Consider the following 16,793-nt stretch of genomic DNA (forward strand, 5'->3'; position numbering starts at 1 on the left):
TGGCATGGCTGAGTCGGCTTCAGACGCAACTCCCGATCCCGCGAATCCTCAATGGGGCGACCCCGCACCGCCGCCACATCCTGATGAGTTTGACGCGGTTGAATCTTATCTCGACTATCGACCCACCGCCCAGGGGGAGAGCGATCGGCCGCTCCGGCGACCCACCGTTGGCCCTGCCGCCATGGTCGAAACAGCGTTTCTTGCCAGTGCGGCCAGCCTGATCTGGTTGGTGAATGCCTACTTTCCGCCGGGACCGCTGCTCCGGATTGTTTTTCCCCTGCCCATTGCGCTGGTGTACTTGCGCTGGGGCCACCGCGCCGCTTGGATGGCAGCCCTCGTTTCCACCATGCTGCTCGCTGTGCTCATGGGGCCTCCCCGCAGTTTGCTCTACCTCATGCCCTACGGTTTACTCGGCGTACAGCTGGGGTGGCTCTGGTATCGTGGGGCCTCTTGGTATATCTCTATTGGTATCGGCACGATCCTGAATAGCTTGGGCTTTTTTGTGCGACTGTGGCTGCTTTCCCTCATGCTGGGCGAAGACCTGTGGGTCTATCTCATTAACCAAGCAACCCAGATGATTAACTGGGTGTTATCTCGCCTGGTGAGCTTTGGTCTATTGTCAGTGGGCAGCCTGAGTCAATCGAATATGACTCTGGTGCAGTTAGTCGCCTTGCTGATTGTCATCGTCAGTTCCCTGGTCTACCTGTTCACAGTGCATTTGGCATCTTGGCTATTGCTCGAACGCTTGGGCGAAAAAATGCCTTCACCGCCACCCTGGGTGCAGCGATTACTCGAAACTTAGGGGCTGCTCCGATGAATCGTATCTACACCCAAACCCCCCAGGGACAACGCTGGTTGCGGCGCTATCGTGGGCATCGTCCCCGGCTAGCTTGTGTGTTGGGCTTTACCGAAACGGGTCTGATACCGGGTATTTCCGCCGCCGGAGCGACCCCTGACGATCGCCGCTTCACCGCGATCGCCGATGCCGAGTTTTTATGGCAAGGGCTCAAAGCACCTGCCCAATATCCCCTACCACCGCTCCTTGAGGGCGTATCACCAGTGCTCATTGCCCGTGCCATTGTGGCGGCGCAGCTCATCCCAGTGATGATTTTTGACGCCGGGTTGCCCGTAGCGCCATCGGTACCCCACATTGAGTTGCCGGGACAGCCCGCCGCCTGCGTGAGTAGCGGCCAAGCGCTACCGCTCGCCGTAGTCGAACGGCTGTTTCGGCAAGGGCTGGCCTGGGGCCATCATTTGGGCAACCAGGTCGATTCGGACTATGTGATTTTGGGGGAATGTGTGGTGGGGGGCACCACGACGGCGTTGGCTGTATTGCTGGGACTAGGCTTGCCCATCACCGACAAAATGGGTAGTAGCCATGTCACCTGCAATCACGCCCAAAAACAGGCGATCGCTAACCAGGGGCTCGCCCGCTGGCGCGCCGCGATCGCCACAGACGCCACAGCAGTGTCCCCCCTGGCCCTGGTGGCCGCCGTCGGCGACCCGATGCAAGTGGTCGTTGCTGCGATGGCCATTGGGGCCAGTTGCCACGGTGGGGTGATGCTGGCCGGGGGCACGCAGATGCTCGCTGTGTATGCCCTGGCGCGATCGCTGGCCCGAGCCTATCGGCTGTCATGGCAACCGGAAAGGGTGGTTGTGGGCACCACTCGCTGGGTCGCTGAAGATCCCACCTGCGATACCGTTGGCGTAGCAGAACTGGTGGGTGATGTGCCGTTAATCGCGACGGAGCTGTCGTTTGCGACCTCACGCTATGAGGCCCTGCGACGGTACGAAGCCGGGTTTGTGAAGGAAGGCGTTGCCGCTGGTGGGTGTGCGATCGCCGCTCATCTGTATCAGCACTGGCAGCAGCCACAGCTCTTGCACATCATCGAATCTCAGTACGAACAATTGCAACAGCAGCAGCAACCTGCTCCCGTCCCGTCTTGACCGCCTGCTCGCGCACTATAGAGATCTGGCGCTAAAGGCGATCCCTGAGCAACCCAGTCGAAACTCGATTCCCAGGTCTTTTATTTTCAAACGCATCCTGTGTCCGGCACTGAGAGACCCGCCCAGAATCAAAGGGCTAATCCCTCACCTACGCATCCACCCACCCATCCACTCCACTACGGGATCAGAATGTCACCGTCTCGCCGATCCCTGCAGCCGGCTTATCCCCGTGACAGTTTCCTATCGATTTCGCGGAATTGGGTAGAACCCCCACGGTAATGCGCGGAGTTTCCCAGTGTCCAAAGCGGATGGTAATCACGAGAATAAAGACATACGCACCCACCACAGACATACGCACCCCACCGGAGGGTATCTAAGATGGACTTCATCTATCACCTCGCAAACGCCAGCTTAACCCTTCGAGTTGTCGAACACCTGCTGCAAAAGGCCGATCTGCCTCTTTCCTGGATTACCGTAATTCATCAAATTGACGGTTGGGTTATTAAAGTCAGAATGGACGACATCATCGAAGAGTCCACCGCTGAAGATTTCCGCGCTTATTTGAATGAACTGGGCATTCCCCACGAGCCCAATATTCGCCTCCGCATGGCGCTGTGGGCACTTGAAACGGGCCAATCCCCTGTTGATGTCATGCGTCGCTATCAAGTCGCGGTCGTTTCCCACGGCAAGCCGGAGCGAGCAGAAATTGAAGCGTTCCGTAATCAGTTTGTGATGGGATTGGGGTACTGCCCGGAGACCCTCGCCTAAAAGGTTTTGACGTGGCAGTCGGTTTGTCTCTCTTCCCCACCGTCCCATTTTCTTTATGAAAGTGGGACGGTTTTTTGGGGTGATTGCAAGCCATCCATGGCAGCGAATGAACCGGATAAGTAGCTCGGCCTAATTACAACGATAGCCTGGTGGCTGATTTCGACTCCGCTCAATCAGCGATATTGCTTGGCAGGTCAGAAGTTAAGGGTTGAGCGGAGTCGAAACCCGTTTGTGAAATGATTTTGCCTATCTGCTTACACCGAACTTGATGATCACCGTCCAGGTCACCATGACCCTGAAGTCACCGCGTAGAATAAAGCCAGGTAAACGGGACGGCACAGATGGCATCGAATCAACTCAACAAAGCGCTGATCAAAATTGTGGGGTTGGGCTGGGCGGCCTTTGCGATCGCGGCGATCGCCATTCGGGTCGTCTTTGCCGCGCCCGATGTCGTCTTACTGGTCGATCGCAGCTACTGCGAACCCACTGCCTGGGCCGTCGTGGCTGACACTTATCAAGAGCTTTATCAGCAAGACCAGCGCGGACACATCAATTTAGAGGCCGTCATCCTCTTCAGTGACCTGGGCGAAGAAACCACCGAACCACTCGCCCCAGAAGCTTTTCGCAGTCTCAATACTTACGGCCAATCGAGTCCAGAGCGGCAAACCGACTTAATGGCTCAGTATCCTGATGCCCGTCTGTTGCAATGTCCATAGCCCGATCATGGTGTTGCCTTCACTGTAAACATCATTAGCCCTTTCAGGATTGCTGACACGCACGACTGTAGGCTTGATCACAGCGAATGCTGGGATCGGTTGACACTTGCGTCAGAGGAATGAGCTATGTCACGGGGATTTTCGCGGCGGCATTTTTTGCAAACGACGGGGGCAACCTTAGCGGCGCTGGGCTGGTCGCAAATAGACGTGATGCGGCAGGGCGATCGCTACGGTCGCGCTTGGGCGCAGTCGACTCCGCGAAAACTGGCGCTATTGGTCGGCATCAATGACTATCCGCAGGAGAGCCGCTTTGCCCCCTTAAATGGCTGCGTTAATGATGTCGAGCTGCAATATTTCCTCCTGGTACATCGCTTTGGCTTCAACCCGCGCGACATTGTCAAACTGACGGATCAACAGGCCACCCGTGAGAATATTCTCACTGCCTACGAAGAACATCTGATCAAACAGGCCCAACCCGGCGATGTCGTCGTGTTCCACTTTTCGGGCCACGGCTCCCGCGTACTCGACCCTGATCAAGACTTTGAAGATGGCCTCAACAGCACCCTTGTGCCAGTCGATAGTCCCCTGCCAGCAGGGTTTCCCCGAGAGGGTGGGCCAGTGAACGACATTACTGGACACACGATGTTTCTGCTGGGCAGCGCCATGCCGACGGAAAACTACACGGTGGTGCTGGACAGTTGCCATTCCGGTGGGGCCAAGCGCGGTAACTTGACTATTCGATCGCGGGCGGGGGGCAGCGGCCTCACCATGAGTGATTCGGAGCTGGCCTATCAGGCGGACTGGCGATCACGCCTTGATTTGAGTCAGGCAGACTTCATTCAGCGGCGGCGGGCGGGCATTGCCAAAGGGGCCGCGATCGCCTCAACCCGGCGCGAGCAGTATGCCGCCGACGCCCCCTTCGATGATTTTTACGCGGGCGCTTTCACCTTTGTGCTCACCCAGTATCTGTGGCAGCAAACGGGAGAATCGCCTTTGACCGGAGCGATCGCCAACGTGGCCCGCACCACCACCGAGCTATCGTTTAGCAATCAAGAACCGCAGTTCGAGACGCAACCCGGCAGCAACTTTGACAATCAGCCCCTGTATTTTGTCCCCAAAATCGCCACCCCAGCCGAAGCCGTCGTGACCAACATCGCGGGTGGTGAAGTCGAAATGTGGCTGGGCGGCGTCGATCCCAACAGTTTGGAAGCCTTTGACGCGGGCGCTGTGCTCTCCAGTGTGGATGCTCGGGGACAAGCGCGGGGCCTGGTGCAACTCACGACCCGCAGCGGCCTGACCGGGCGCGGGCGGTTGATGGATGCGGATAGTTTGCCGTCTGGCTCACTGCTGCAAGAGCAGGTGCGCGGCATTCCCACCGATGTCAAATTACGCATTGGCTTAGACGAATCTTTAGGAGCTGAGGCCAACCGTGCCCGCGCAGCCTTAGAAACGATTCCTGGGGTCGAAGCCCTGGCCCTGGGGGGGGACGAGGTGCACTATATTTTCGGGCGCATGACCGCCGCCAATCGGCAGGAACTCGCGGGGCAGCCTCACCTACCGGCTGAGGGCGCGATCGGGTTATTTTCCCAAGGTTTGGATTTGGTGCCCAACGCCTATGGCAATGCCGGAGAATCGATCACGGCGGCCATTGAGCGATTGCGGCCCAAACTGCGGTTGTTGCTGGCGGCGCGCACGGTCAAACTGGCGTTAAATCCAGGCACCTCTCGCCTCAATCTCAACGTGGCGATGTTTGATGAAACGGGCAATCAAATTCTCGGCAAGGTCGTGGCAGTGCGCGGCGCGAATGCGGCTCCTGAACCCCGGCCCACCGTGCCGCAAATTGCGATCGGGCAGGGACTGCGGTTCGAGATTCAAAACCAAGAAGATCAAGACTTGTACTTGAGCGTGTTGGTGATTGATGCCGAGGGGATTATGTCGGTCATTTTTCCTAACCAGTGGACGGCCTCGATCGCGGCCACGCTGCTACCCGCCAGAACAACGTTGCAATTGCCCAAGCCCAGCGACAGCTTTCGCCTGGTAGCGCAAGCCCCGATCGGCACGACCGAGGTGTTAGTGGTGGCGAGCACGAATCCGCTGAATAACGCGCTGCAAGGATTACAGGCGATCGCGAACAATGTTGGCGTATCCCGTGGTCCCGTTGGTATCGAAGATCCCAATGAAGTCATTGATGGCTTATTGGCCGATATCAGTGATGGGACGCGGGGCACCGGCAACGCCACCACGCGATCGATCAATGTCTCGCAACTCGCGGCGCTCTCCATCACCTTTGACACGATTTAGCCAGAGCGCTCAAGGATTGGTGAGCACATCACATTCTGGTTGAGGACAGTGGCTGGGTAATTGGGTGGCTGGGTCGTTGGGATTAGCTTTGACCGCGTTCTTTAGCGCTCTAAGGCCGGTGTTGGTGTGAAGATACGGTGATCTCCCCATCAAGTTTTTACCAGCGAATGTCGTTGCCCGAATCGCCGATATTTCAGTGTTTTCACGGACTGGATTCTCTTCTGAACGTCCGGTCTTGGCGACCTGATTCAAGAAGAGATGGTTAAGGGCGATCGCATCCACCGCTAGAGTCATTTCAGCGCGGCAAAATAAAAGTCGTTCATTCTCCTGCAAGTGGAATATCTGCTTTTACGGATGGCGCGTGTGGTTTACCGGATGGTCTTAACCGGTCTTGAACTGACGGTTATACTCAGCCATTGGAGTGAATGCTGACTGTCGATGACTCTAATCAGAACTGACAAACTTTAACGGGTGACGGTTCTGCACTGTCGGCTCGGTCAGGCCATCCCAAATCGAGTCCTATTAAGTCTGGAAATATGAAGTCAACCGCTGATCTTGAGCAATGGCTCGCAGAGTGTGACGCTGAGCTGGAGCAAGGCCAGAACACCGCCGAGATTTGGCAACAGCGCAGCTTTTGCCTGGCGCAGTTGCAGCGCTATCCAGAAGCCATCATGAGTTTTCAACAGGCGCTCAACTTAGATCCCGATAATCCTCGGGTATGGTGCAACTATGCCAGTACGCTGGCGGCCACCGGACAACTAACCGATGCCGTTTACGCCTATGACCGGGCGCTCGATTTGGCTCCTGATTACGCCAATGTGTGGCGACGGCGCGGTCGGGTGCTCTATCACCAAAAAGAATATGTCAAAGCGATCGAAAGTTATGATCACGCTCTGGCGCTAGCGCCGACGGATGCTCGCCTGTGGTACGGCAAGGGTTTAGCGACTTATCAGTTGGGGCAACTGGCTCCAGCGATCGAGTTATTTAAGATGGCGATCGCCAACGAACCCAATAGTCCCGAAATTCATATTTCGCTGGCTTATGCCCTGATTGACAACCAGCAAAAGAGTCAAGCCCTCGCGTATTTACAACCCTGGATTACCAAAGGGTTCCAAAATGACCGCTTATTTCAATGTTATGCCTATTTATTAGACCAGCGCGGCGACCATAACGAGGCGCTGTATTACTTAGAACAAGCTTGTGAACTCGATCCCTGCAATGTCGATTTCTGGTTTCACCGAGGCATGGTGCTCACCCGGTTAAAACGATTATCGGAAGCCCATCAAATCTTTCGAGAAGTGCTGATGCGCCGGGCAGATAACCCCGATGGCTGGCTCGCCCTGGGGTTAGTATTACGCCATCTGTCGGAACCAGAGGCCGCGATCGCGGCGTTTGATAAAGCGTTGGCGCTGTCCCCGAGTCATCCCCTCGCGTTCTTTCACCAAGCGAGTTGCTATGCCGCCCTTGGACGCGATGACTGGGCCGCTGAGCATTTGCGGCGGGCGCTATCGCTCGATACTCAATACTTGCTCAAAGCGCAACGCGATCCGATTTTGCAAGGGCTAGGCCAGTACTTTTTACCCGCCGCAAATGCCAGCTAGGTCTCAGGGACAAACCGGGGCAACTCGTCCCTACCGGCAACTGAATCGCTAGCCGATGCTTGAGGTTAGGAAAGGGCTCACCATCAACGTCCCAACACCTCATCCTCCACTTACCCATCCACCCACCAACTCACCTACCCATCCACTGTCCTCAACCGGAATGGTATTTTCCCGCTCATCCCTTATTCAGCAGCTTGGCGCTGCCAGTCGCCGATGTTCCACGTGCTGGCATCCCAGGGAGTCGGGTTGACGCCCGTCAGCGTTTTGCTCACGCCATTGGCGATCGCCCGATGCACGATGGGAATCACCGCCACATCTGCCGCCAGTAATGCATCCAGTTCTTGAAAGAGGGCGGCCCGTTTTTCGAGATTGAGCTCCTGCTTCGCCGTGGCGAACAAGGCATCGTACTCGGGATTGCAGTAGCGGGCGTTATTTGGCTTTTGCCACTGATTCGCTTGGGTGGCAATCTGGTCACAGGTCCACCAGCCCAGATAAATGGTCGGGTCGGGGTGATCGTTGCCAGTGGTGTACGCCTGCATGTCCGCGTAGAAATGATTGATGCTGTTGGTCTGCTCCGGATCCCCCGAAAAGAAATCATCCACCCGCACCCGTTTAATATCCACGTCGATGCCCAACTCTTCCAGGCTTTCAGCAATGAGGGTTTGGGTCTTTTGCCGCACCGGATTCACCGAGGTCTGAAAGACCAGCTCCATGGGTTGCCCATCGCGATCTCGCACCCCATCGCCGTCGGTATCCGTCCAACCAGCGGCATCGAGCAAGTCGGCGGCCCGCGCCAAATCATACTCGTAGGGCACCGTGCCGGGACTGGCAAAGGGGCGGGGCGCGACTAGCAGCTGAGCGGTCGGGCGACCCGTAAACCCGTAAAGCTCTTCGGTAATGGTGTCGCGATCGATGGCGTAGGCGATCGCCTGCCGCACCTGCACATCACTCAAAAATGGATGGGGAGCCTGCAAGCTGGAGCGTTCGCCAGCTTCGGTCTCGGCAAAGGGATCGGTGGGGTTGAGCATAATGCGCTCCACCAGTCCGCCAAACACGGTATCCACCACCCCCTGGCCATCCTGCTGCAAATCTTGGAGTAACTCGACCTCCACTTGCAGATTGTGGGCAAAGTCAGCTTCTCCGGTGCTCAAGACTTCCCGCGCGGCGGCATAGGGGGCCAAGCCACCGACAAATTCCACCGTCTTGAAGGCTGGCGGGTCGCCGCGATAGTTAGGGTTGGGGACAAAGGTGATGCTGCCGGGTTGCGAGTCGCTGACCTGATACGGGCCAGTGCCGATGGGGGCCAGATTCGCGTCGGCACTCCGCGCGTCCGCACCATTGGCCGCCTCAAAAATATGTTTTGGCAAAATGACGCCCGTTTGTCCCGTAAAAGGGATTTGCCAGGCGGCAGTGACATCGGTGAAATTGATTTTAACCGTCTGCTCGTCCAGCGCTTCGACCGACTCCACCCCTTCGTAATACTGGGCGGTCGCGGCTCCCACTTGTGGATTGCTGACAAAATCAAAGGTGAAGACGACATCTTCGGCGGTGAAAGGTTCGCCGTCTGACCACACGACATCTGGCTGGAGTTGCCAGGTCACCGATCGCCCGTCGGCAGCCACGCCGTCATTCTCTTCTGAGGGAATTTTTGCCGCCAAAATGGGCACCAACTCCCCCCGCTCATTAGCGGTTGCCAGGGGTTCCAGGACAATGCGCCCCGCTTCAAAATCTTGGATGCCGGTCGCCAAGTGAGGATTGAGGGTGGTCGGGACGCGGCTATAGAGCAGACGCAAGGTCTGGCGATCGCGGGGCGCTACCGCTGCCGTCGCCGACTCGTTACCCGTATCCGCGATCGGCGGCTGACTGCACCCCCCGGAGATCGCTGCCCCCAGCAGGACACAACCCGCTGCCACCCCTGCTAGATATCGACGCTGCTCGGTCATTGACGTATCCACTGTTACGAATTGCGATCCTATCCTAGCGATCGCAGCCCTGATTGCGGCATGTGCTGATTTTTTCGGTGGGCGTTTCGGTCGGGGGCGGCCGATGTTGGCAGAGGGCGATGGAGCTCTCACGCTGCTCCCAAATTGAGGGCGACGTTGCAGCGATCGCCACAAAATAGCGCTCCCCGCAGTGGCACAGTAAGTGTGTTCCTAATATTTGTTAAAGATTGCCATGAGTGGACTTGGTGGACTGAATAAAACTCCCAATGGCGTGGTTTTAGGCATGGTGCAGGCGCAGTTGCCCAACGTCGTGACCCCGGAAGACCTGGCCGCCCAAACCCAGCGCATCGTTGACATGGTCGGCAAAGCTCGTCGCAATATGCCCACGATGGATCTGGTGGTTTTTCCCGAATACTCGCTGCACGGGTTGTCGATGGATACCAACCCCGACATTATGTGTCGCCTCGACGGGCCAGAAGTCGCCGCCCTGCGCCAAGCCTGCATTGACAACGCCATCTGGGGCTGCTTTTCCATCATGGAATTTAACCCCAAGGGCAACCCTTACAACAGCGGCCTGATCATCGACGACCAAGGGGAGCTCAAACTTTACTATCGCAAGCTGCACCCCTGGGTGCCCGTCGAACCCTGGGAACCCGGCAACATCGGCATCCCCGTCTGCGAAGGCCCCAACGGCAGCACCCTGGCGCTGATCATCTGCCACGACGGCATGTTCTCCGAAATGGCGCGGGAATGTGCCTACAAAGGGGCCGAAATCATGATCCGTACCGCTGGCTATACTGCGCCAATTCGTCATTCCTGGCGCATCACTAACCAGGCGAATGCCTTCAGTAACCTCATGGTCACGGCTTCGGTCTGCATGTGCGGCACCGATGGCACCTTTGACTCGATGGGTGAGGGCATGATCGTCAACTTTGATGGGGAACCGTTGGTGATGGGCAGCCACCGGCCCGATGAAATCATCACCGCCGAAGTGCGTCCCGACCTGGTGCGCGAAGCTCGCCAATACTGGGGCGTTGAGAACAATATCTACCAGTTCGGCCATCGCGGTTACGTCGCGGTAAAGGGCGGTGCCCAAGACTGCCCCTACACCTATATGAAAGATATGGTGGACGGCAACTATCGCCTGCCTTGGGAAGATGAAGTAGTACATACCGATGGCACCTCCTGCGGCTTTGATGCCCCCACGCGAGAGTATCAGGGCGAAGAAATGCCGACCTTGCCCAGCAAGGTTTAAGTCACTGTGTTGCAGTAGGCCTAAAATACTCACCTCAAAGCGCTATCTACTCGTAAAGCTGTCCGGTTTTCTCAACTAGGGCAGGGCGGTATCGCTACAGTAGGATTGGATAGCCGCTTTGAGGTGTGCTGTGTTCATCAGCGTTGTCATTCCCACATACAACCGCCAACCGATTTTAGCCAAGTGTCTGCGGGCGATGGAGCAGCAGCAGTTGCCTGCTGATAGCCCGGTGGCCGATTACGAAATCGTGATTGTGGATGACGGTTCCACCGACGGTACGGTCGCTTGGCTCCAGGAAAGTGCGGTGGAATTTCCCCATGTGCGGCTGTTTGAGCAAGACCACAAAGGCCCCGCGATCGCCCGCAACTTTGGCGTCACGGAAGCAAAGGGCGACACCATTATTTTTATCGACAGCGACTTAGTGGTGCTGCCCGATTTCTTGCACCACCACGGCACGGCGTTGAAAAAGGCGTACGAGGAGAAGGGCAGCGATCGCGTTTTCACCTACGGGCGCGTGGTCAATACCTGCAACTTTGACGATCCCACCTCAGAGCCGTTCAAAGTGACGGATTATTCCCAGGCGTTTTTTGCGACGGGTAATGTGGCGATCGCTAAACACTGGCTAGAGGAAGCGGGCCTGTTCGATACCCAGTTTCAACTCTATGGTTGGGAAGATTTGGAACTGGGGGTGCGGCTCAAAAAATTAGGTCTATCTTTGGTCAAAGTCCCTGAAGCAGTGGGATATCACTGGCATCCCCCCTTCGCTCTCGACCAGGTGCCCCGCCTGATTGAGCAAGAAATGCAGCGGGGGCGCATGGGGGTTTTGTTTTACCAAAAGCATCCCACCTGGGATGTGCGCCTGATGATTCAGATGACGTGGCTGCATCGAGTGCTGTGGGGCGTCCTGTCATTGGGTGGCCGGTTGAATGAACAGACCTTGGCCCCGCTGTTGCAGTGGCTGATCGACTCGGGACGACCGCAATTGGCCCTCGAAGTGGCGCGGGTGTTCCTGAATTGGTATAACGTGCAAGGCGTGTATGCTGCCTATGCTGAAATGGAGCAGCAGGGTGCTTAAGCCGCTGGATAACTGACCTGTGCGAACGCGATTGTGATTCCTTCTCAGTACAACATCACTGCCATTATCGAAGGCTACGCCAAAGGCTATTTCCTGATGTCTGACGACGATGGTCAGGGCCTCGGGTGGTATTCCAGTCGCCAACGCACGTTGATTCCTTTGGACGATCGCTTTCGCTATCCCAAATCCCTCCGTCGCGTCCTCAACCAAGACCGATTTGAAACCGCAATCAGTCGGGACTTTCTCTCGGTGGTGGAGGGCTGCGCCGATCGCGACACCACCTGGATTTCGGACGACCTGAAAGAAATTTACTGGGAACTACATCAGGCAGGCTGGGCCCACAGTTTTGAAACCTGGCAGGGCGACGAGTTGGCTGGGGGCATTTTAGGACTCACCATCGGCGGCAGCTTCGTGGGCGAGTCGATGTTCTATCGTATTCCCGAAGGCTCAAAAGTGGCGATGGTGAAGCTGGTGGAGCATCTGCGATCGCGCCAATACCTCTTTTTCGACGCACAAATGATGAATCCCCATCTGGAGCGATTTGGCGCTTATATCGTCTCTAATCGGGACTATCGCAAACTGCTGAAACAGGCATTATCCATGCCCTGCACCTTTGTTTAGAGAAGGGTATGGGGTGGACAAATCTGTGGGTAGGGACGAGGCATTCTCGATGAATCATATTGGGCCTTCCCAAAACGTTATTTCGAGAATGCCTCGCTCCGACGGAATGTAGCTGGTGCTTTAATATCCGCCGAGGGAACCGCGTTTTTTCGCCATCTTCTCAGCCCAGTTAAACACCAACAGCCCTAGTCCCAGGTAAGCCAAACCATTCAACAGAGCCAGCCCAAAGGTCAACCAATCGAGCGGCAAATCTCTGGCCATCAGGTCGCGCAACAACCCCGTGCTGGGAATCATCGGCAAGAAAAAGCGGAGATACTGCATGACACCCGTGGATTGCTCGAACGGGGCCGCCAGCAAGAACAGTAAAAGAAACTGAAAAATTCCCAAAATCTGCTGGACTCGCTTGAACACCAGCGCACAGGCTCCCATCATGAAGGCGAAGCCATATCCCGCCATGACCAGGGTGAGAAAGGGCAAGAGCAACACGGGGGGAAACGAGAGGCGACTGCCGGAAATCGCCATCAAGATCAGGACAATCCCAGAGATGAGGGTAAACCGCAGGGCCAAACTAGCGACGGCCCGAGCGAAAAATACGCGCGGTGACCCCCATGGCGAAAGGAAAACCTGCTCCAGCGTGCCCGTCTGCGCTTCCGACTGGAGACCGATCGCAATGTCGTTGATGATGTACAGGTTTAGTGACCACAGCACATAGCCCACGACGACGGCATCGAGGCGATCGCCAAAGGCAAAACTGGGGCCAGCCATGTAGCGCGCACTCAAAAACAGACCGTAAAACACCGATGTGGTGATGATCAATCCGGCAATCACTTCGGCTGGATACCGAATGAACTGAATCCAGGTGCGCTTCAGTTCCACATGGAGTAAATCAATCATGAGTCGGCATCCTGGGTATCTTTGACGAGCTTGAGAAAGACTTGAGTCAGGTCAGCGCGATCGCGCTGCACCGAGACAATCGGCAACGGTTGCAAGGCCGCGAGTAACGCATAAAGCTGATGGTGGTCGTCGGCATAGGTGATGTGACTGCCATCAACGATCGCGCCGAGCTGAGAGACCTGATGCTGTTGGGCAGGGGATAAGGTGCCTTCGATTTCGATCTGATAGGTGGAGTTGGAAAATTCCTGGAGCAGCGACTCGGTGGACTGTTCCGCAATAATTTGGCCGCGACGGATGATGGCCACGCGATCGGACAGTTCTTCCGCCACGTCCAACTGGTGGGTGGTGAGCAAGATGGCGCGGCCTTCCTGAGCAATTTGGCGCACCAGGGCTTTCACCGTTTCCCCGGCTTCCACATCTAGCCCCAGGGTGGGTTCGTCCAGCAGCAGCAGTTGAGGGTTGTGGATGAGGGCCACGGCGATCGCCAACTTTTGCTGCATTCCCCGCGACAGCTTTTGCACCGGCGTATCGCGCTTGTCCAATAGTTCAAAGCGATCGAGCAGCTCCAAGCCGCGACGGTGGGCCACCTTGCGAGGCACCTGCCGCAGCACCCCAAAATATTCTAAATTTTCTTCGGGGGTGAGTCGCCAATAGAGGTTGCGGTTGCCTTCCAACACCGCACCGATGTTGCGCAGGGCGCGGGCATGGCGGTGGGGATCTTCTCCCGCAATGGTGACCTGGCCGCGATCGGGCCTTACCAAGCCCGCAATCATTTTGATCGTGGTGGTTTTGCCAGCCCCATTCGGCCCCAAAAAGGCGAGCACTTCGCCTCGGTGCAGCGTCAGTGAGACCTGGCGCACCGCCTCAAAGCGCTGCTTGCCGCGGCCATAGGTTTTGGTCAGTCCTTGAGTCGCTAAAACAATGTTGTCAGGGGTGACAGCAGCAGGACGCTCAGCAGTCGGACGATTTGCAAGTTGCACAATTCAACGATGCTCTTAAAAGGGCAAAGACTTCAGTCTTTACCTATCTTAATGTTTAGTGCTGAGTTTCTGTGGTGATACTGGCTAACAAGGCCCGATAACCTTGGCTGGCTGCCGCTTTTTCAGCATCCTTGCGAGAGGCCCCGACCCCGGAGCCGAGCCAGCGATCGCCCAGTCGCACATCGGCGCGAAACCGTTGCGGATCGCCGTGCTGCGTACTAATTTCTTCGGTGCGGTAGTCGGGCAAGGTTCTGTAATGCTTTTGCGTCAGCTCTTGCAGGGCCGTTTTCGGGTTGCGCATGGCCGGATTTTCCATGAGCTGCTGGGCTGATGTCGCCAAATGCGGATCCAACCAGGGCCGCACCAGCTGCAAATGGCCTCGGCTGAGATACAGCACGGCCAAGATGGCTTCGACGGCATCGGCTAAACGGCGGGGGCGAGCGGCGCGATCGCCCGCCGCCGCACTAGAGGTTTGCAAGAATTGTTCAATGCCAATATTTTCAGCAATTTCGGCCAGCATTTGGTCACTCACGAGCTGCGATCGCACGCGGGTGAGTTCCCCTACGGTCGCTTGGGGATAGTGCTCCATCAGAAATTCTGCCGCGGCTAGGCGCAGGACCGAGTCCCCAAAAAATTCCAACTGCTCGTTGTTGCGATCGCCCGATGCCGAAGCGTGAACGAGGGCCTGATCGAGCAAATCCCAATTCACCGACTCGGTGGGTAAACCCAATTTCTCGACACATCGCTTGAGGGACGGCGGTGGGGGTAGTGACTCACTCATAATTCACTCGGGCCAGAGGCCGGTAGTGCCAACAGCAGGATTTTCCAGCATAGTTGATTCCTGGGTTCATGGAGGGGCGCGATCGCGCTTCTAGTCGCTAGCCTTGAAAAGCGACATGACGGCCGCCGTCGGTTATCAGGGTGTCAGCGAAATTGCCGCGATCGCCCCCAGAAAGCGTTAGGGTTTTGGGAAAGACTCCACGATTTTGGCAGGTGATTTGGTGGCCCCCGCTCAGACAATACGCGTTAAAGCCCAACAAGTTTTTGCCGTATCCCGCGTTTTGCTATCGGTGTATTACGCCTACATGGTGGAATACCGCGCTGAGCTAATGTTTTGGGTGCTATCGGGCACCCTGCCCCTGATTTTTCTGGGCATTTGGACCCAAGCCTCGCAGACGGGCCAGTTTGCCTTAGATTCCGTCACGTTCATTCGCTACTTTTTGGTCGTCTTTTTGGTCAGGCAGCTCACCGTTGTTTGGGTGATTTGGGAGTTTGAGCGAGAAGTGGTGGAAGGTAAACTGTCGCCCTTTTTGTTGCAGCCGATTGACCCAGTGTGGCGACATTTTGTCAGTCATGTCTCCGAGCGCTTTGCCCGGATGCCCTTTATTGTCGGACTGCTGGGGTTGTGTTTTCTGCTCTACCCCCAAGCCTTGTGGCGACCGTCACTGGCCGCGATCGTGCTGGGACTCATCGCCACCAGCCTCGCGTTCTGTCTGCGCTTCGTCATTCAATACACCTTTGCGCTGTTTTCCTTTTGGACAGAGCGGGCGAACGCGATCGAGCAATTTTGGTATCTGCTCTACATTTTCTTGTCTGGCATGATTGCGCCGCTGGATGTTTTTCCTGAGTCGGTGCGGGCAGTCATTGTGTGGACGCCGTTTCCCTACCTGATTTACTTTCCCGCCAACTTATTTCTGGGGCGACAGACGGATGTGGTGCGGGGCTTTTTGGCGATCGCGCTCTGGGGCGCAATTTTCCTCGTGCTGAACCGTTGGTTGTGGAAACGTGGTTTGCGCCAATATTCGGGCATGGGGGCGTGATGCAGCGTTATTGGCAAGTGCTCACCCTATTTTGGAGTACCGCGATCGCGGCGGAGCTGGAATATCGGCTCAACTTTGTCATTGCGGCCCTGAGTAGTTTGGGTGGGTTAGCGGGCAGCTTATTTGGGCTCTTTCTCTTCTATGGAGCGGGCTATGAGTTTCCCGGCTGGAGTTGGGAAGCCGCGCTCGTCGTCTTGGGAATTTTCACGCTGTTGCAGGGCTTCTCTTCCACCTTTTTGGCACCGAATCTGAACAAAATTGTGCGTCAAGTGCAGGAAGGCACCCTCGACTTTGTCTTGCTCAAGCCTATTAGTTCGCAGTTTTGGCTGTCCACTCGCACCCTCTCGCCCTGGGGCATTCCTGACCTGCTGTTTGGCCTGGTAATGATCGGCTATGCCGGGTCGCAGTTGGGCATCGCTCCCAGCGCCTACTTACTCGCCTTACCCACGTTGGTCTTTGGCTTTCTGAGCCTCTACAGCCTGTGGTTCATGTTGGGGGCGACTAGCATCTGGTTCGTCAAAATTTACAACGTGACTGAAGTGCTACGCGGTTTATTAGAGGCCGGTCGCTTCCCGGTCGTCGCCTATCCAGTGGCCTACCGTTTCTTCCTGACCTTTGTGATTCCGGTGGCATTTCTAACTACGGTGCCCGCGCAAGCGCTACTCGGCAGAGTGGAATGGGGCTGGATTCTGGGATCGGTGGGGTTGGCGATCGCCCTCCTGCAACTTTCCCGGTGGTTCTGGCGCTTCGCCCTCCGCTTCTACACCAGCGCCTCCAGCTAAGGACTGAGGATCAAATAAGGGACTTGCGCGAAAAAAAGATCCCCATGAACCGAGTTTCGACTTCGCTCAACTCTCGATACTGGCAGGTTG

General features: G+C 56.5%; 17 protein-coding genes. 11 read left to right on the forward strand and 6 right to left on the reverse strand.

Annotated elements, in window-relative coordinates:
• Positions 1-4 precede the first annotated feature (4 nt).
• The 5 genes from JUK32_RS24260 (at position 5) to JUK32_RS24280 (ending at position 5,732) form a co-directional block, all read left to right on the forward strand.
• Positions 5-802, forward strand: coding sequence for a DUF2232 domain-containing protein (locus JUK32_RS24260; protein WP_204141455.1), 798 nt, complete (start codon positions 5-7; stop codon positions 800-802).
• 11 nt (positions 803-813) lie between these two features.
• A complete protein-coding gene (gene cobT / locus JUK32_RS24265) occupies positions 814-1,947 on the forward strand; it encodes a nicotinate mononucleotide-dependent phosphoribosyltransferase CobT (protein WP_204141456.1) in 1,134 nt (377 codons plus the stop codon).
• A 378-nt stretch (positions 1,948-2,325) separates the two neighbouring features.
• On the forward strand, positions 2,326-2,715 hold the full coding sequence (locus JUK32_RS24270) for a hypothetical protein (protein ID WP_204141457.1): 390 nt from the start codon (positions 2,326-2,328) through the stop codon (positions 2,713-2,715).
• Positions 2,716-3,056: 341 nt separating this feature from the next.
• Positions 3,057-3,431 (forward strand): hypothetical protein, encoded by a 375-nt coding sequence (locus JUK32_RS24275; RefSeq protein WP_204141458.1) that lies wholly within the window; start codon positions 3,057-3,059, stop codon positions 3,429-3,431.
• A 126-nt stretch (positions 3,432-3,557) separates the two neighbouring features.
• Complete coding sequence (locus JUK32_RS24280) at positions 3,558-5,732, forward strand: caspase family protein (protein WP_204141459.1); 2,175 nt, start codon at positions 3,558-3,560, stop codon at positions 5,730-5,732.
• A 9-nt stretch (positions 5,733-5,741) separates the two neighbouring features.
• Here the strand turns inward: JUK32_RS24280 and JUK32_RS24285 are convergent, their stop codons facing one another.
• Entirely contained in the window at positions 5,742-6,026 is a 285-nt protein-coding gene (locus JUK32_RS24285; protein WP_204141460.1) for a hypothetical protein, read from the reverse strand.
• Positions 6,027-6,268: 242 nt separating this feature from the next.
• Here JUK32_RS24285 and JUK32_RS24290 point away from each other — a divergent pair, with 242 nt between their 5' ends.
• Positions 6,269-7,333 (forward strand): tetratricopeptide repeat protein, encoded by a 1,065-nt coding sequence (locus tag JUK32_RS24290; RefSeq protein WP_204141461.1) that lies wholly within the window; start codon positions 6,269-6,271, stop codon positions 7,331-7,333.
• A 182-nt stretch (positions 7,334-7,515) separates the two neighbouring features.
• Here JUK32_RS24290 and JUK32_RS24295 read toward each other — a convergent pair whose 3' ends face one another.
• Both JUK32_RS24295 and JUK32_RS24300 read right to left on the reverse strand, forming a co-directional pair.
• Entirely contained in the window at positions 7,516-9,276 is a 1,761-nt protein-coding gene (locus JUK32_RS24295) for a peptide ABC transporter substrate-binding protein (protein ID WP_204141462.1), read from the reverse strand.
• 34 nt (positions 9,277-9,310) lie between these two features.
• Positions 9,311-9,448: a hypothetical protein gene (locus JUK32_RS24300; RefSeq protein WP_204141463.1), complete on the reverse strand. Its 138-nt coding sequence runs from the start codon at positions 9,446-9,448 to the stop codon at positions 9,311-9,313.
• Between the two features lie 60 nt (positions 9,449-9,508).
• Between JUK32_RS24300 and JUK32_RS24305 the strand changes: the two genes are divergently transcribed.
• The 3 genes from JUK32_RS24305 to aat all read left to right on the forward strand — a co-directional run bounded on the left by JUK32_RS24305 (position 9,509) and on the right by aat (position 12,227).
• Complete coding sequence (locus JUK32_RS24305) at positions 9,509-10,531, forward strand: formamidase (RefSeq protein ID WP_204141464.1); 1,023 nt, start codon at positions 9,509-9,511, stop codon at positions 10,529-10,531.
• A gap of 130 nt (positions 10,532-10,661) precedes the next feature.
• The gene (locus JUK32_RS24310) at positions 10,662-11,606 is read left to right on the forward strand and encodes a glycosyltransferase (protein WP_204141465.1); all 945 of its coding nucleotides are present in this window, start codon (positions 10,662-10,664) and stop codon (positions 11,604-11,606) included.
• Between the two features lie 33 nt (positions 11,607-11,639).
• Positions 11,640-12,227 (forward strand): leucyl/phenylalanyl-tRNA--protein transferase, encoded by a 588-nt coding sequence (gene aat, locus JUK32_RS24315; RefSeq protein ID WP_204141466.1) that lies wholly within the window; start codon positions 11,640-11,642, stop codon positions 12,225-12,227.
• Positions 12,228-12,347: 120 nt separating this feature from the next.
• Here the strand turns inward: aat and JUK32_RS24320 are convergent, their stop codons facing one another.
• From JUK32_RS24320 to rnc, 3 genes are read right to left on the reverse strand one after another with little or no spacing between them, the layout of a single operon-like run.
• Positions 12,348-13,121, reverse strand: coding sequence for an ABC transporter permease (locus tag JUK32_RS24320; protein ID WP_204141467.1), 774 nt, complete (start codon positions 13,119-13,121; stop codon positions 12,348-12,350).
• Positions 13,118-14,101 carry an ABC transporter ATP-binding protein gene (locus tag JUK32_RS24325; protein ID WP_309224621.1) on the reverse strand — a complete coding sequence of 328 codons (984 nt, stop codon included), beginning with the start codon at positions 14,099-14,101 and terminating at the stop codon, positions 13,118-13,120. Before JUK32_RS24325 ends, JUK32_RS24320 begins: the two co-directional genes overlap by 4 nt.
• A gap of 55 nt (positions 14,102-14,156) precedes the next feature.
• The gene (gene rnc / locus JUK32_RS24330; RefSeq protein WP_204141468.1) at positions 14,157-14,882 is read right to left on the reverse strand and encodes a ribonuclease III; all 726 of its coding nucleotides are present in this window, start codon (positions 14,880-14,882) and stop codon (positions 14,157-14,159) included.
• A gap of 304 nt (positions 14,883-15,186) precedes the next feature.
• Here rnc and JUK32_RS24335 point away from each other — a divergent pair, with 304 nt between their 5' ends.
• Both JUK32_RS24335 and JUK32_RS24340 read left to right on the forward strand, forming a co-directional pair.
• The gene (locus JUK32_RS24335; RefSeq protein ID WP_204141471.1) at positions 15,187-15,921 is read left to right on the forward strand and encodes an ABC-2 family transporter protein; all 735 of its coding nucleotides are present in this window, start codon (positions 15,187-15,189) and stop codon (positions 15,919-15,921) included.
• Complete coding sequence (locus JUK32_RS24340) at positions 15,921-16,703, forward strand: ABC transporter permease (protein ID WP_204141472.1); 783 nt, start codon at positions 15,921-15,923, stop codon at positions 16,701-16,703. The genes JUK32_RS24335 and JUK32_RS24340 overlap by 1 nt, the downstream gene beginning before the upstream one ends.
• The last annotated feature ends 90 nt before the right edge of the window (positions 16,704-16,793 follow it).

Origin of the sequence: Halomicronema sp. CCY15110 (assembly GCF_016888165.1) — a bacterium.
Taxonomy (GTDB): domain Bacteria; phylum Cyanobacteriota; class Cyanobacteriia; order Phormidesmidales; family Phormidesmidaceae; genus Halomicronema.

Coding starts and splice junctions, on each gene's coding strand:
- JUK32_RS24260 (WP_204141455.1), top strand. CDS start 5: ATGGCTGAGTCGGCTTCAGACGCAACTCCCGATCCCGCGAATCCTCAA.
- cobT (WP_204141456.1), top strand. CDS start 814: ATGAATCGTATCTACACCCAAACCCCCCAGGGACAACGCTGGTTGCGG.
- JUK32_RS24270 (WP_204141457.1), top strand. CDS start 2,326: ATGGACTTCATCTATCACCTCGCAAACGCCAGCTTAACCCTTCGAGTT.
- JUK32_RS24275 (WP_204141458.1), top strand. CDS start 3,057: ATGGCATCGAATCAACTCAACAAAGCGCTGATCAAAATTGTGGGGTTG.
- JUK32_RS24280 (WP_204141459.1), top strand. CDS start 3,558: ATGTCACGGGGATTTTCGCGGCGGCATTTTTTGCAAACGACGGGGGCA.
- JUK32_RS24285 (WP_204141460.1), bottom strand. CDS start 6,026: ATGACTCTAGCGGTGGATGCGATCGCCCTTAACCATCTCTTCTTGAAT.
- JUK32_RS24290 (WP_204141461.1), top strand. CDS start 6,269: ATGAAGTCAACCGCTGATCTTGAGCAATGGCTCGCAGAGTGTGACGCT.
- JUK32_RS24295 (WP_204141462.1), bottom strand. CDS start 9,276: ATGACCGAGCAGCGTCGATATCTAGCAGGGGTGGCAGCGGGTTGTGTC.
- JUK32_RS24305 (WP_204141464.1), top strand. CDS start 9,509: ATGAGTGGACTTGGTGGACTGAATAAAACTCCCAATGGCGTGGTTTTA.
- JUK32_RS24320 (WP_204141467.1), bottom strand. CDS start 13,121: ATGATTGATTTACTCCATGTGGAACTGAAGCGCACCTGGATTCAGTTC.
- rnc (WP_204141468.1), bottom strand. CDS start 14,882: ATGAGTGAGTCACTACCCCCACCGCCGTCCCTCAAGCGATGTGTCGAG.
- JUK32_RS24335 (WP_204141471.1), top strand. CDS start 15,187: ATGGTGGAATACCGCGCTGAGCTAATGTTTTGGGTGCTATCGGGCACC.
- JUK32_RS24340 (WP_204141472.1), top strand. CDS start 15,921: ATGCAGCGTTATTGGCAAGTGCTCACCCTATTTTGGAGTACCGCGATC.